11 protein-coding genes are annotated in these 14,646 nt (G+C 37.5%); 10 read left to right on the forward strand and 1 reads right to left on the reverse strand.

The genetic code is table 11. The features are described 5' to 3' along the window. Nucleotides 1-28 precede the first annotated feature (28 nt). Genes HCG69_RS03270 through HCG69_RS03285 form a run of 4 tightly spaced genes read left to right on the forward strand, consistent with a single transcriptional unit; the run spans nucleotide 29 to nucleotide 4,242 of the window. On the forward strand, nucleotides 29-1,099 hold the full coding sequence (locus HCG69_RS03270) for a FimB/Mfa2 family fimbrial subunit (protein WP_221648828.1): 1,071 nt from the start codon (nucleotides 29-31) through the stop codon (nucleotides 1,097-1,099). A gap of 15 nt (nucleotides 1,100-1,114) precedes the next feature. Beyond that, entirely contained in the window at nucleotides 1,115-2,134 is a 1,020-nt protein-coding gene (locus HCG69_RS03275; protein WP_221648829.1) for a hypothetical protein, read from the forward strand. 19 nt (nucleotides 2,135-2,153) lie between these two features. Then, nucleotides 2,154-3,662, forward strand: coding sequence for a hypothetical protein (locus HCG69_RS03280; RefSeq protein WP_221648830.1), 1,509 nt, complete (start codon nucleotides 2,154-2,156; stop codon nucleotides 3,660-3,662). Nucleotides 3,663-3,678: 16 nt separating this feature from the next. Further along, nucleotides 3,679-4,242, forward strand: a complete 564-nt coding sequence (locus HCG69_RS03285) for a DUF3575 domain-containing protein (RefSeq protein WP_221648831.1) — start codon at nucleotides 3,679-3,681, stop codon at nucleotides 4,240-4,242. 186 nt (nucleotides 4,243-4,428) lie between these two features. On the opposite strand, the gene HCG69_RS03290 is transcribed toward HCG69_RS03285, so the two are convergent. Continuing rightward, on the reverse strand, nucleotides 4,429-5,082 hold the full coding sequence (locus tag HCG69_RS03290; protein WP_221648832.1) for a DUF2490 domain-containing protein: 654 nt from the start codon (nucleotides 5,080-5,082) through the stop codon (nucleotides 4,429-4,431). Nucleotides 5,083-5,622: 540 nt separating this feature from the next. On the opposite strand from HCG69_RS03290, the gene HCG69_RS03295 reads away from it, so the two are divergent. From HCG69_RS03295 to HCG69_RS03320, 6 genes are all read left to right on the forward strand, one after another. Continuing rightward, nucleotides 5,623-6,237 carry an RNA polymerase sigma-70 factor gene (locus tag HCG69_RS03295; RefSeq protein WP_221648833.1) on the forward strand — a complete coding sequence of 205 codons (615 nt, stop codon included), beginning with the start codon at nucleotides 5,623-5,625 and terminating at the stop codon, nucleotides 6,235-6,237. A gap of 80 nt (nucleotides 6,238-6,317) precedes the next feature. Then, complete coding sequence (locus HCG69_RS03300) at nucleotides 6,318-7,295, forward strand: FecR family protein (protein ID WP_221648834.1); 978 nt, start codon at nucleotides 6,318-6,320, stop codon at nucleotides 7,293-7,295. Nucleotides 7,296-7,355: 60 nt separating this feature from the next. Further along, nucleotides 7,356-10,793, forward strand: a complete 3,438-nt coding sequence (locus tag HCG69_RS03305) for a TonB-dependent receptor (protein WP_221648835.1) — start codon at nucleotides 7,356-7,358, stop codon at nucleotides 10,791-10,793. Between the two features lie 15 nt (nucleotides 10,794-10,808). Then, entirely contained in the window at nucleotides 10,809-12,392 is a 1,584-nt protein-coding gene (locus HCG69_RS03310; protein WP_221648836.1) for a RagB/SusD family nutrient uptake outer membrane protein, read from the forward strand. 37 nt (nucleotides 12,393-12,429) lie between these two features. Then, nucleotides 12,430-13,245, forward strand: coding sequence for a hypothetical protein (locus HCG69_RS03315; protein ID WP_221648837.1), 816 nt, complete (start codon nucleotides 12,430-12,432; stop codon nucleotides 13,243-13,245). Nucleotides 13,246-13,300: 55 nt separating this feature from the next. Then, nucleotides 13,301-14,623 carry a T9SS type A sorting domain-containing protein gene (locus HCG69_RS03320; protein WP_221648838.1) on the forward strand — a complete coding sequence of 441 codons (1,323 nt, stop codon included), beginning with the start codon at nucleotides 13,301-13,303 and terminating at the stop codon, nucleotides 14,621-14,623. Nucleotides 14,624-14,646: the final 23 nt, after the last annotated feature.

The raw sequence follows: 14,646 nt of genomic DNA on the forward strand, positions 1-14,646 counted from the left end.
ATCTATTCATTTAATTAAACTTTACATCATGAAAAAATTAATGTTTCTTGCAATGGCGAGCGCTTTTCTGTTCGCATGCTCCGAGAGTGATGACCCTTCACCGATTGTTGACAACAGCATCCCCGAAGGAAGTGTAGTTTTCGACATCTCCACTGTAAATAAGCTGAATAACGGCATGAGCCGTGGAAATGTCTACAGCCAAGAAGCCACCCAGCACGTTACCCGTGTTTCGGTTTATGCTTTCCTTAATAATGGTTCCGACTATGTATACGCTAAAACATACGATATTAGCGGATGGTCGGACGGTACTACCTTTAAACGCTATGTCGTGGCCGAGGGTGATAAACTACCCGCAGGTGATTACAAATTCTTAGCCATTGGGCGCGATGCTACAGACCAGTTTACTGTCACAACTCCTTCTGCAGGACAGTCCTACTCCGGCATGATGGCAACAATTACTCAGAGTGGAAATGAATCGGAAATTTTTTCAGGCACCACTACTGCACAAGTACTGGATAAAGGTAGTCGCGTGAGCATTGAAATGACCCGTAAAGTAGCCGGCGTTTTAGGATACTTCAAAAATGTGCCTCAAATCTTAGACGGAAAAACAGTAAAGTTCCTTCGTCTGAGCGTAAGTAACTCCAACCAGCAAGTGAATCTGACAAATGGAGTGGGTGTCAATACCAGCCCGGCTGCTTACAACATCATTGACCTCGACCTCTCCGCCCAAACAGTAGCCAATGGAATATACGCAGGTAATGATCTCTCCGCACAAGGGGTAGTAAAGGTTGCCAACTCGCAACTGAATGGTTCATATTTCATGCCGGTCAGTTCTGTTACATTTACTCTCGGATTATATGAAGCCAACGGAAACGCTATCAAAACATGGAGTGTAAAAGACACCGGTGGTGTAACAACCTTTAACATTCTGGCAAATCATTTCTATTCTCTCGGAATGAAAGCACAGGCAGGAAATGTGAATGGTGGTACCGATGATCCGGGAGATGACGATGATCCTATCGACTTACTGACCGACCAGAATATTGTCGTAACCATTAGCCCCGCCTGGGAACTGATCCATAACCTGATCATACAATAAAATAATCCTAAAGGAATGGATAGTATAAAACATATTTATGGTCTTATAGTCACTCTGATAGCTGTCCTGATGAGTGCATGCTCTCAGGACGAAGCTATCGGAGTAGCTTCCACGGAAACAATCCCCATAGAGCTCAATATCAGAGACTATAAGGTATTCTCCCGTGCACCAGGAGATGTTGCTTCTTCAGTAAACCGTATCCTGATATTGCCTTTCCGTAAAACGAATGAAGGGCTGACTAATGATGATGCTAATTTCATTCCTGTATACGGTTCGGCAAAACAGATCGACGTAGCCACTTTCCCGAATGTAGTGACAAAGTTAACTCTCACACCAGCAATAACCTATAAGATACTAATCATAGGATACAATCGAAATGACTTTGATTTTACGAATCAAAGTAATCCTTCCCGAAGCTTTAGTATCGGATCGGTTACAACACCCGTGACACTCGCAAACTTTCATCTACAACCAATGTTGCCTACTGTCGTTCCGGAGTTTTTTACCTGTATAAGTGAGGGATATATGAAAGGGCAATTGATAGGAACCAGCTTTAAACCAGAGCAAGTCAACAGTATCAAAGGTACATTAAAACGCATTGTCAGTGGATTTACACTGGATATAACCAATATTCCGGCTTATGTCACCTCTATTTCATTAACCGCCGAACAATTGGTAACTGCAAGTCGTGCCACCGACGGCATACCAACAGTGTGGCAAACAGCCGGCGATGCCAGTAGTAAACTTATCGGTAGTAGGACACCTATCGCCGGAAAAGTGAATTTCAACCAATATATACTGGCTATACCGGATGCAAGAAAAACGCTTTTCTATCTGGATGTTACTTATGGAGGTATACCCCAACGTTATACGATGCAGATAGCCAATGAGCCGAACGTAGTTTCGGGCAACCGGATTATTTTTTCTCCGAATCATTGGGTAAAGATAACCGGCAATTTTACCAACAGTGGCCTGGTTTTTATCTTGTCCGGCATCATTAATCTGGACGATAATGCCTGGGATGGAATTATATAACTATTAAAACAAAACGGAGATGAGAACAACTCTATTCATAGCAACAGGTATACTCTCTCTATCGCTACTTACAGCATGTGAGAAAGATACAGAAGAGATGCAACTTCCACCAACAGAAACAGTAGATAATGTTCCTGAAGGGTATTTTGTTGTAAGCTTTTCACCCGGACAAGACGACGTTACCCGAGCGGCAGTGACCGGACCTGATGGAAGAGTCCGGCATCTCCGCTATGTAATATATAAATCTACAGGAGAATATGTAAAAGAGAAAGTAGTACTTCAACCCGTCAACCCTGTTCCTACATGGCCTTTTAGCGCAGTTAAAGATACGCTACCGAAAGGACAATATACAGCTGTATTTCTGGCCAATGTAGAAAAAACGATGTTTCCCATCCCCGGAACAGGGGGAAGTAGCAGTTATGCCGAAGTACTGACTAATTATAAAACAATCTTGGCCGATGCCCGGATTGTATTACCTAATGCAGAGTTTACCGATACTTCTGAATATTACTGGGCAAAAATCAACTTTTCTGATACCTCTTCGCAACCTACTGTATTATTACAAAGAATCATCAGTATGCTGAATTTACACCGTAATTTTGTAGATGCCCAAACTGCATTGAACAAATTGGAGAATAATATTATCACTCAAATGAAATATGATGATCTTATTCAAACCACTGTCAATGGGGCACTTCCCGGATTATTGAAAACAGCATTGGATTTAGGTGTTGTAGGCAATGTAGTATATGCAGTTGTAGGAGGCTTGGACGGGGCAGTCAATCTTGTAAAGAATGCCCTGCTGGTTCCTGTCACCAGTGCCCTCCATGCATTATTATTGCAGCAGCTTACCAATCAGATAGGAATGGCACTGACCGGAAATGCCAACCAGCAAGGAGCCTTGGCAGGTTTGGGAGTCTTATTAAATCCATGGGCCACAAATGAGGCACATACAGCCATTGTCACCATTCGGAATTTTCCTAAAACAATGGATTTCAACCTGACGGTAAAAGACTATTATACCGGCGACCAGCGTTTCAGATATACTTTCACCGGAGGTAGTGTATATGACGAAAAGGATATACTTATCAAAGGATTCAACGGAACATTTGATGTACGCCGTATAAACGTTATTAAACAGGGGCTTATCTCTGGGTTAGTTGTTGATCAGATCATAGACAGCTCTTTATTATTAAACGGAGCATTTATTGATATCACAGATCCTATACAAGCCATTGTTGAAACTAATTACAGATATAAAGCTGATTATTCATTTGTAGATCTGGGTCTGAAATCATATACGGCACAGACAGATGGTAATCATTCGTTGACACTATCGGTCCGGTTGGGAGATATAGCCAATCTAAATGGAATATTAACAGGTATACCTGTACTTGGTCCGCTACTTAATGGAGTCGTAAAGGGACTAATAGGAAATATCGTCGTATCCGTACCTATTAATCTCCCGTTATTAGGAGTCGATAATCTGACCTTATCGGGTAGTTGGAGTGCAGTAACTAAATATTGAATAAAACCAGAAACAGATGAAAAAGACCTTCATATTATTAGCATTCGTCCTGCTTTCCTGTAATATATATAGTCAGGTAGTAGGAATAAAGAGTAATCTGCTTTACGACGCTACCACTTCTCTTAACCTGGGAGTGGAAGTAGCATTAGACTCCAAACTCACCCTCGATATATCGGGTAACTACAATCCGTGGGAATTCAATGGAAACAAACAGTTCAAACACTGGCTTGTACAACCAGAACTCCGCTATTGGATGTGCGAGACATTTAATGGATCTTTTTTCGGCATACATGCACATTATGCCGAATTCAATGCCAAAGGAATCAAATTACCATTTGGACTCTATTCAGGATTAGAAAGCCACCGTTATCAGGGAAATCTTTATGGAGCCGGAATTTCATACGGTTATCACTGGATATTGAAAAAGAGATGGAGTATGGAAGCCACTATCGGTGTAGGATATGCACGTGTCAGCTATGATCGCTATAATTGCCGCGACTGTGGTTCTAAATTAAATAGTGGACATAAAAACTATTTCGGTCCCACAAAGCTCGGAATTAGTCTGATTTATATTTTATAGCTCAATTGAAAAGTCATCTCACCACAGAGTAACACTGAGTTTCACAGAGTTTTTAGACATAAGAACAAAAAGCTGAGATAAGAGCTTAAAGACGGATTATGCAAATAATATGTTCTTTTGTTCTTAATATCTAAAACTGATAAATAGTACTCTGTGAAACTCAGTGTTACTCTGTGGTGAAGCTTCTCAGAATGCAAAGCTGCATTCTATCCCTACAATATGCTTACTCTTATCTGGTTCATACTGATAGCAATAAAAAACATCCAATGACCACTTGTCAGAAATTTCAATTTCCACACCAGGTCTGTATCGCATACGTGCCACATCAAAAAAAGCCGCACCACCAATTGCCTGATACAATTCAGCAGAGAAATAAGGCGAAAGCATTCCCTTCTTCGGCTCATAACCAACTTTTAACCGGGAACGTAACCGATTTTCGGCATTTCCATCCGAAAAGGTCTGTTGAAAACGCTCCCTGAGTGAAAACTTCATCCGTTGCCACTTCACACTTCCCGTGACTCCCAGATTATAGCGATGCCGGAATTTCCATCCTTCTGTTCCCCTATTACGATGATGCAATTCATAACCACCTTCTGCTTTCAGAAATGGGAACAGCTGATAAGATCCTGATAATGAAGCTCCCCAACGATCCATCATTTTCATTGAATCTTTTGTACGCAGTTCCACTTTTCCTGCAATACTAAAGTCAGGCGTTAGTTTATGGCTTACTTTCATCGTAGTCCATGTTGTAAAGTCGTCTGACTGTGCATACAAAGCTGGAGACATGTAGCACAACAACAATAAAAACAAACTATATTTTTTCAATATTCCTTCGTACATTATAAAAAATTTAAAATACAAAGATAAGAAGCAAAATCTGAAAACATCTTGAAATAACACCAAATAGTTACAATCATTTCCATTTTCACAAAATTAAACCATCTGTCATATTAATAACTCCTGTTCTTTTTAAAAGTAATCATATAGTATTCCATTGCTTCGTAAAGAGCAGCCTCAATCAATCATCATTTACAGATAATATTAAATTCAAGCAATATCAGATCCTCACTCATACCATAGTCAAAGAGTATATCAAAATATAGAAACAATAACAGTTAAAAAATAAGATGTATAACATGCTCCTTTCATAAGCTACGATCTTCTATTATAAAAAAATTACAATTTTACCAATATTCGTTTAATCTGCTATCTTATCGAGAATATTTTATCGGAAAAGGTGTATTTTTATTGCTTAAAACAACTATTTTCGAAACTATTATTTTACCTTTTTTAATAATCGACAATTTGTGTATTACAAAAAAAAGACATAGGTTTGCATTTCAGATTGAACAAAATCTGCAAAGTAGTAAACTTTATTATATGTATCTCAATACCCCATCCGTGCAAGAACGCGAACTCGTATTACGACTTATTAATGATGATGAAAGTGCATTCTGTGAGCTATATTCAGTTTATAGAAACAGGCTTATCTACTTTGCTATGAAGTTTCTCAAATCGCAGGTATTCGCAGAAGACATATTTCAAGATACGTTTACAGTAGTCTGGCAAAGTCGTAAATTTATAAATCCCGATGCATCTTTTTCTACCTATCTCTATACTATCATGCGAAATCGTATTCTGAACACGTTACGTGATCTGGAAAATGAACAGCAACTAAAAAATAATATCTTTGCCCAGGCAATAGATGCCAATGACAGCACTGAAGAAACTATTCATTCTAAAGACTTCATGGAACTGATAAATCAGGCAATGCAAAAGTTGACTCCCCGGCAACGGGAAATATTCAACATGAGTAGAAACAGGGAAATGTCTCATAAAGAAATTGCCGAGACATTGGGAATATCTGTGAATACTGTACAAGAGCATATATCAACTTCTCTTAAAATCATACGAACTTATTTCACTAAAAACAATGGTCCGTACGCCGATCTTTTATTACTCTTATTAATACTTCCTGTTAGTTTTTCGTATTAATAAACGTTAAAGACACCCTAGATTATTTCTTCTCTTGTGTATTAACTATATACAAGCAGGAATATTATATTCATAACTTTATGAAAAAAGAGAAAGCTATAAAGCAAAAAGTGCGTCATTATTTAGATGGTATATATTGCAAATCAGAAGTTACTGAACTATTAAAAAATATGCAAAATCCTGAAATGCAAAATATTATCGAAGAAGTTGCAGATGAACTATGGGAGGAAAACATGGAGCAACCTCCTTTTCATTATGATATAGAACATGAACAATACCGGCGTGAGGCTGCAACTCTTCTAAAAAAAATAAACAAACGCACCTCCTACAAAAAAATTATGTGGACAGCCGCCTGCATCACTCTAATCATAATGATTGGGTTAGGAGTAAATAGTTACCGATTTACCCAAATAGAGAAACCGTTGTATACAGAAATTTCAACTTCATTTGGTGAAAAGAAGGAATGGACACTGCCCGATGGTTCCAAAGTAAATCTAAATGCATGTACAACCCTCAGATATCCTGAACGATTCACCGAAAAAGAACGAAAAATTGAACTAACCGGTGAAGCCTTTTTTCAAGTCAACAGAGATGATAAAAAACCTTTTATCATAAAAACAGCAGGATTTGATGTAAAGGTTCTAGGCACATGTTTTGATGTCAAATCATATGAAAATAACGAAACATCATTAGTCAGCGTAAAAAGCGGAAAGGTACAGGTGGAATTACCAGAAGCAATGATGAAATTGGTAGCCAATGAACAACTACAGATAAATCGGCAATCTAATGAATACACAAAAAGAAAAGAGAGTTACCAACATGCAATGGCATGGCTTCAAAACACATTACATTATAACAAGACCCCCTTGTATGATGTAATTAAGGATTTGGAACGCATCTATAATTGTCGGATAAAGTTTGCCCCCAATCAACAGTTTAATTATCGTTTAAGTGGTGAACACGATAATATTAACCTACAAGCAGTATTAAAATCAATAGGACATGCTACAGGTGTGAAATATAAAAAAGAAAAAGATTATATAATGTTATATCAATAACGAAAGCAATAAATGCATTAAGATAACACTCCAATCAATCTAACCATATAGTATTAATTTATGACAAGAAAAAAGCACAAATTTGTTATTTGTACCATGTTACTGATTTTATTTCTATGGGGAACATCAATTGTAAGTATAGCCCAGGAAGTGAAGAAAAACACCGTAACCATTAATGTAAAAAATGAATCAGTAGAGAAAGTTTTAAAAAGAATCAATAAAGAAACAAACCTCAATTTTTTCTATGATCCAGCTATTCTCAGTAAAGCATCATCCGTTACACTGAACGTGAAAGACATGCCTCTACAGAAAGTACTAAACATGCTTTCCGTTCAAACCGGATTAAATTTTCAACGAATCAACAACACAATTTCAGTCAACTGGGAAACAAACAGTAAGCAACCGATTCAATCCCCAAAAGAAAATATAACAGGTACCATTAAGGATAATAATGGAGACCCAGTCATCGGAGCAAGTATTCAAGTAAAAAACACCGGAATAGGTACAATTACCGATTATAACGGACAATTTTCATTAAGTAATGTTCCGGAAAATGGAATACTGATAATCTCCTATATAGGTTATGATACGGAAGAGATTCCTGTAAACAAAAAGAAAAACCTGCAAATTGTGATGAAGGAGAACACTAAACAATTAGAGGAAATAGTAGTAGTGGCCTATGGAACAGCTAAAAAAAGTTCATTCACAGGTTCAGCAGAAGTAGTCAAACAAGATCGTATCGAAAAAAGGGTTGTAGCCGATGTTTCTAAAGCATTAGAAGGTACAGTAGCCGGTGTACAAAGTACTTCAGGAAGCGGACAGCCGGGTTCAGGTGCTTCTATGGTTATTCGTGGTTTTGGCTCTATCTCAGCTTCCAACACTCCACTATATGTAGTAGACGGAGTACCGTTCAACGGAGCATTGAACACAATTAATCCGAATGATATAGAATCAGTAACTGTTCTAAAAGATGCATCTGCTGGAGCATTATATGGTTCGAGAGGTGCAAATGGTGTTGTAATGATTACAACCAAACGCGGAGAAAGAGATGATAATCAGATATCTATAAATCTAAAAGCTAATTGGGGGATTTCTTCAAGAGCTATACCCAAATATGAAACAGTAAACGAAGCGGAATACTTGGAACTTGCTTTCGAAGCATACAAAAATGAACTGATTTATACAGAAGGAATCGATCCGTTATTAGCGGGAACACAGGCCATCGAAGTAATGAAAGGAATGGCCAAAGGAGTGTTAGGGTATAATGAAGAATATAATCCTTTCAACATGCCGTTACAAGAGTTGATTAACCCTATTACTGGTAAAATTAATCCGACAGCCCAACTAAAATATCATGAAGATTGGAAAGATGAGCTGAGTAATCATAACCCACTCCGGCAAGAGTATCAATTATCAGTGACCGGAGGGAACAAGAAAACCCAATATATGATATCAATGGGATATCTTGATGAAGTAGGACTCCTACAGACAACTGAATTTGAACGTTATACAGGGCGTGTTAACATTGATACCCAAGCAAAAAATTGGTTCAAAACAGGTTTTAATGCTTCGTTTGCTCAAACTAGTACCAATTACAATAGTGCTTCTGGTTCTGTCATATCCAATCTATGGTATACCAGTCAGATTATGGCTCCAATCTATCCCGTATATGAACATAACACAGATGGTTCAGTTAAAACGGATGCTAACGGAAATAAAATATATGATTACGGAAAGAACCGAATAGCCCTTGCCAATTCAAATGCAATAGCTTTATTACATGAAGATAAAGAAAATAATACCCGAGATAATTTGAGTGCCAGAACCTATATCCAATTATCTACAAATGATGATGAATATGGAATATTTAAAGGTTTCTCACTGATGGCCAACCTGGGATTAGATTATTTCAATACTCATGAAATGAGTTATAGCAATCCTTATACCGGTAATGCAGCAACAACTGCAGGTAGTTTAACAAAGGCTGTACAGCGCCAACTAAGTTATACATTTAATCAATTATTGACTTATCAACGCAACATCCGTTCCCATTCATTAGATGTTATGATAGGACATGAATATTATGAATTAAAACAGCAGTTTCTGGGAGCACAAAAAACAGGATTCCCGTTTGGCGGATTGTACGAACTGTCTGCTGCTGCAACTCTTAGTGGGGCAAGCTCACAAACAGATAAATATGCTATCGAATCGTTCCTAAGCCGCGTAAACTATAATTTTGCCCAAAAATATTACTTCTCAGCCAGTTTCCGAACCGACGGTTCCTCTCGATTTCATAAAGACAGCCGATGGGGAAAATTCTGGTCATTAGGAACTTCATGGAGAATATCAGAAGAGAATTTTATGAAAAAATACGACTGGGTAAACAATTTAACCTTGAAAGCCAGTTTTGGTTCACAAGGGAATGACAATATCGGTAGTTATTATGCTTACCAAAGTTTATATAATATGGGACTATCCAATGGCAGTTTAAACGGTGCAGGAATTAATTCATTAGAAAATAAGGATCTCAAATGGGAGAAAAACGAGAATTTGAATATCGGAATTGAAGCTCGTTTGTTTAATAGATTATCTTTGACAGCCGAGTTTTTCAATAAACACACAAAAGACCTACTTCTAAATATGCCTAAAGCTACCTCCAGCGGTTTCGATGCATATCCGGCCAATATAGGAAGTATGAGAAATATGGGCCTTGACATCACTGCAACTGTTGATATTCTTAAAAATTCTGATTTGAAATGGACATTAACAGCCATGGGAAGCCATATTCGTAATAAAATTCTAAAATTAGCCGACAAACCGGAGATTATTTCAGGATCAAATATCTTCAAAGAAGGTGAAACTGTCAACTCATTTTATTTACCAATTTCAGCAGGAGTAGATCCACTAACCGGTAATCAACTCTATTGGGTTGATCACGACAAAAATAATAACATAGTATCTAAGTACAAGACAGACGATGTAACCCTAACAGCCAATAGCAGAGAAATTGTCGGCAACCGTATCCCCGATATATATGGAAGCATAACGAATGACTTTAGTTACAAAGGAGTCGATTTTTCAATACTGACTACCTATTCTATAGGTGGAGAAATGTTGGATGGAGTATACGGAAGTATGATGAATGTAGGTTACAAAGGATACGTATGGCATAAAAATGCCCTCCGTAGATGGCAGCAACCGGGTGACATAACCGATATCCCTAAAATTATGTGGGATCAACAATTACGTGTAACAGATAAAGATCTGATAAATGCCTCTTACTTTGCTATCAAAAATATTACTTTGGGCTATACATTTCCAAAAGACTGGCTAACAAAAATCAAAATGGACAATATCAGAATATATGCCACAGCAAATAATTTAGCACTATTCAGTCACCTCAAAGGAATGGATCCCCAATATAACTTTACTGGCACTGTGGGATACACTTATACCCCTTCACGGACATATTCTATAGGTATTGATATTAAATTCTAATAAATCAGAGACGATATGAAAATAAAATATTATACACTGCTAACTATTATCTTCTTATCTACCTTTTGCTCATGTAGTGATAACTTAAATACCAATCCTACCGACCAGATATCGGGAAACATCATTTTCAAAGACGTAGAAGGAGGAATGGTAGCGATGAATGGCGTGTACCGCATGATGTACTCATCCGGCTGGGCTGGGGACAACTCTACACATGCCTTCGGATATATGTCAACTATGTTGGTGTCCGGGGTTATGGGTGATGATATGATTGTATCTTCATCGGTAAAAGGTTGGTTTTCGATGGATTACAATCTGCAAGAAAGAAATTTCTATTCAAGTACATTATACCGCCCCTATTCTGAATGGAATTTTTACTATACTTTGATCTCAAATTTAAATTATATAATTGCACATGAGAATGATTTATATGGACTTCCTGCAGACAAGGCAAACTTATTTGGGCAAGCATATGCTTTGCGTGCTATGTGTTATTTTCATTTAATCCAACTGTATCAACAAACCTATAAAGGGCACGAACAAGCTTTGGGAGTCCCAGTATACACCACCCCTACTACATCTTCTACTCCGGGAAAACCAAGAGGTACTGTAGAAAATGTATACATGCAAATCAATAATGACATAGAATACGGAATAGAATTATTAAAACAGGCAGAAGATGGAGGTATAACCCAAAAGCATAAGTCACACATTGACTATTATATAGCCAACGGAATCAAATCAAGAATAGCACTCGTGCAAGAACGATGGCAGGATGCAGTAGATGCTGCCGTACTCGCACTAAAAAAACCTGATTTAAAAACAGCCAATGCTTCCGAATTAGTGGGAGGATTCAACGATATCAACATGTCATCGGTACTTTGGGGAGCCGAAATTCAGAAAAGTGACCAGATCGGTGCATACGCTTCATTTTTTTGCCATATGGATGCTATGGCCGGCATGCACGGATCATATGATCGCAAATGCATAAGTGCATGGTTATACAAACAAATGGGATTACAGGATCTTCGCCGGGTAAATTGGTGGAAAGGAAGTATCGCTCCTGCATTAGAGAGTACTCAAGGGGCACAAAAAAGCTATTGTACAATGAAATTCCGTTTTAGTGATTATTCTTCCTATTTAGGAGATAATATTTATATGCGCGCAGAAGAGCTACTCCTTACAGAAGCAGAAGCTCTATGTCATTTAAAAAAATATAAAGAAGCAAGGAGTATTATGGAAACATTCGGTACAATACGTGAAAAGAGTTATGTACGCAATCGGCTCGATAAAGTTATTGATGACAATTCATTGACGCTGGATGTATACGGTACCGGTACAACTCCGGAAATCAAAACTCTTTTGGATGAGATATTATTACAACGGCGTATCGAGTTATGGGGAGAAACAGGTCGTTTGTTCGATATACTCCGTTTAAAAACCGGATATTATCGTGGGTATGAAGGCTCTAATCACGTAGTTAAGCTAAACGACGATACTCGTTTGCCAGACTATAAAGGTTTTATATTAACCATCCCACAAACGGAATTCGACGGCAATATCAACATGGATCCTATAGCTGATCAAAATCCATTATAAACCATTGTTTGACTACCAACCTCAAAAAAAGATTAAGATGAATTTCAAAACATATATAACCAGCACATTATTAAGTTGTTTTTTACTAACAGGCTGTAACTCTGATAATGAAAAATTAATTTATGAATCGGACACAAATTGTTATGTATCTTTTCGTACTGAAAAACTAAACAAAGAAATAGAAAAAGATGAAAACAATCTGATTATCCCTGTTTATCGCGAAAATAAGCAAGGAATAATGACAGTTATTGCCGAATTGTTGTTTCAACAAAATCCAGATGGTACAGAGGTCCCCGGAAGAGAGTTTATATCTTTAGAGAACAACATAATAGAATTTAAAGATGGAGAAAATATTAGTAATATAATACTAAATATAAATCTTTCGCAATTAGACTATCTGACTAAAGCTAAAGCCCAGATAAAACTGAGAGCTACTGAAACAGCCCCCTTTTCTACTTTCGGTAAAACAGCATTGACCCTGTCTTTAAACCGTAAACCTACCTGGAAACAATTTGAAGAAAAAGGTATCTACACTTCAGGATTTTTAAATACAGAGAAAGAGGTTACAATACTAAAAGCCGAAGAAGCCCCTTTCTATATCATAAAAGATTGCTATGTAGCAAACGGAGATATTCGTGTGGATATGGATAATGACGGAAACGTTACCATCGAGCAACAAAAGGCTTTTCGACTTGAAGCCTATGGAATAGTATATGTGGTAGGAACAGGATTTTTGGACAAAACCACCAACACCGTCATAATGCAATTAACGTTCCTTGTTGAACAAGATGGGCAATGGGGAATATTATCAGGGGCTGCTTTTGAGGAAAAATTTACTATTCCTGCCCGTTAAACAGACAATTATCAGAGAACTATAGATTAATGTTTAACAAAAACAATTACAACTTATGAAAAAGTGTTACGTATTATTATTATTTACAATGTTGGGATTTACCATCAATGCACAATCCGTATGGGATGGAACTGCAATGACATGGACCAAAGGTGATGGAACAAGTACAAATCCTTATTTAATTGAGAATGGACAACATTTAGCTTACCTGTCCGAACAAGTACGCAATGGAGAAACTTACAAAAATAAGTTCTTCAAGTTAAACAACGATTTGGATATGGGAGCAACTGCTGATCATAAATTCACTCCTATTGGTGTATTTGATGAGTATACCGACTCATCAAAACCAGAACTGGGAATCGTCGATGATTCGAAATACTTTTTAGGAGTATTTGACGGTAACAATAAAAAGATAGATAATATTCATGTCTTTTTCATTGATGAACAATCAGTTGGTGGTACCGGATTGTTTGCCTGTATCTCTGCAGGAGCTGCAATAAAAAATTTAGGAATCGGAGAAAACTCTATTATCGAAGGAGGTGATGGCACTGGATCACTGGTAGGAAACATGAAAGGAGGTATCATTGAAAATTGTTACAATGAAGGATTAGTGACAGGAATCGGGGGTAGTTTTGGTACCGGTGGACTAATAGGAGTCGGAGAATATGGTAAAATAGCTAATTGTTATAATACCGGGATGGTGAAAGGAGTAAGTGACGTTGGAGGTATCGTAGGATATGTTGATAAGAACTTTACTATAGACAACTGCTATAACTGCGGTATGATCAATGCTTCAGGTCTTTTTGTGGGAGGCCTTGTCGGACTTATGTATGCCGGAACAATAACGAATAGCTACAACATTGGAATGATATCTAACGGACCACTTTTCGTCAATGCCATTGTCGGAGCAACAGACATGGATCCTTTCGTTATCAAAAATTGCTATTATTCAAAAGAGCTGACAAATATTGGAGAAGAGATAACAAATGGTATATCTGAAAAAAGTGTTGAAGAGATGAAAGCAGCTTCTTTTATTACCTTACTTAATGGAGGACAAAATCCAATAGCATGGACTGCCGACACAAGAAATATAAACGGAGGATTTCCCATTCTTGTATGGCAATCAAGTCCGGTTACTGGAATTCAGAATGCAAATGAAAAAACTGATTGTAATATATATGTAGTAGACAAATCTATCGTTGTGGAATGTTCCGAAAACGTACCTTGTCAAATGAATGTAATCAATTTAAACGGGAAAATAATCAATAGCCAAACATTTCTACAAAATAACTCTCTCAATATAACTGACAGTGGTATTTATATTGTAACCGTTAATATTAACGGTCAACAATATACGTCCAAAGTGGTTATTAAATAATTAACTTTACAGAATGAGGATGA

Origin of the sequence: Bacteroides sp. K03 (assembly GCF_019734355.1) — a bacterium.
In the GTDB taxonomy this organism is placed as follows: Bacteria; Bacteroidota; Bacteroidia; order Bacteroidales; family Bacteroidaceae; genus Bacteroides; species Bacteroides nordii.

Bases quoted from the DNA above. Each gene is read 5' to 3' on its own strand.
- HCG69_RS03270 (WP_221648828.1), top strand. From the start codon at position 29: ATGAAAAAATTAATGTTTCTTGCAATGGCGAGCGCTTTTCTGTTCGCA.
- HCG69_RS03275 (WP_221648829.1), top strand. From the start codon at position 1,115: ATGGATAGTATAAAACATATTTATGGTCTTATAGTCACTCTGATAGCT.
- HCG69_RS03280 (WP_221648830.1), top strand. From the start codon at position 2,154: ATGAGAACAACTCTATTCATAGCAACAGGTATACTCTCTCTATCGCTA.
- HCG69_RS03285 (WP_221648831.1), top strand. From the start codon at position 3,679: ATGAAAAAGACCTTCATATTATTAGCATTCGTCCTGCTTTCCTGTAAT.
- HCG69_RS03290 (WP_221648832.1), bottom strand. From the start codon at position 5,082: ATGTACGAAGGAATATTGAAAAAATATAGTTTGTTTTTATTGTTGTTG.
- HCG69_RS03295 (WP_221648833.1), top strand. From the start codon at position 5,623: ATGTATCTCAATACCCCATCCGTGCAAGAACGCGAACTCGTATTACGA.
- HCG69_RS03300 (WP_221648834.1), top strand. From the start codon at position 6,318: ATGAAAAAAGAGAAAGCTATAAAGCAAAAAGTGCGTCATTATTTAGAT.
- HCG69_RS03305 (WP_221648835.1), top strand. From the start codon at position 7,356: ATGACAAGAAAAAAGCACAAATTTGTTATTTGTACCATGTTACTGATT.
- HCG69_RS03310 (WP_221648836.1), top strand. From the start codon at position 10,809: ATGAAAATAAAATATTATACACTGCTAACTATTATCTTCTTATCTACC.
- HCG69_RS03315 (WP_221648837.1), top strand. From the start codon at position 12,430: ATGAATTTCAAAACATATATAACCAGCACATTATTAAGTTGTTTTTTA.
- HCG69_RS03320 (WP_221648838.1), top strand. From the start codon at position 13,301: ATGAAAAAGTGTTACGTATTATTATTATTTACAATGTTGGGATTTACC.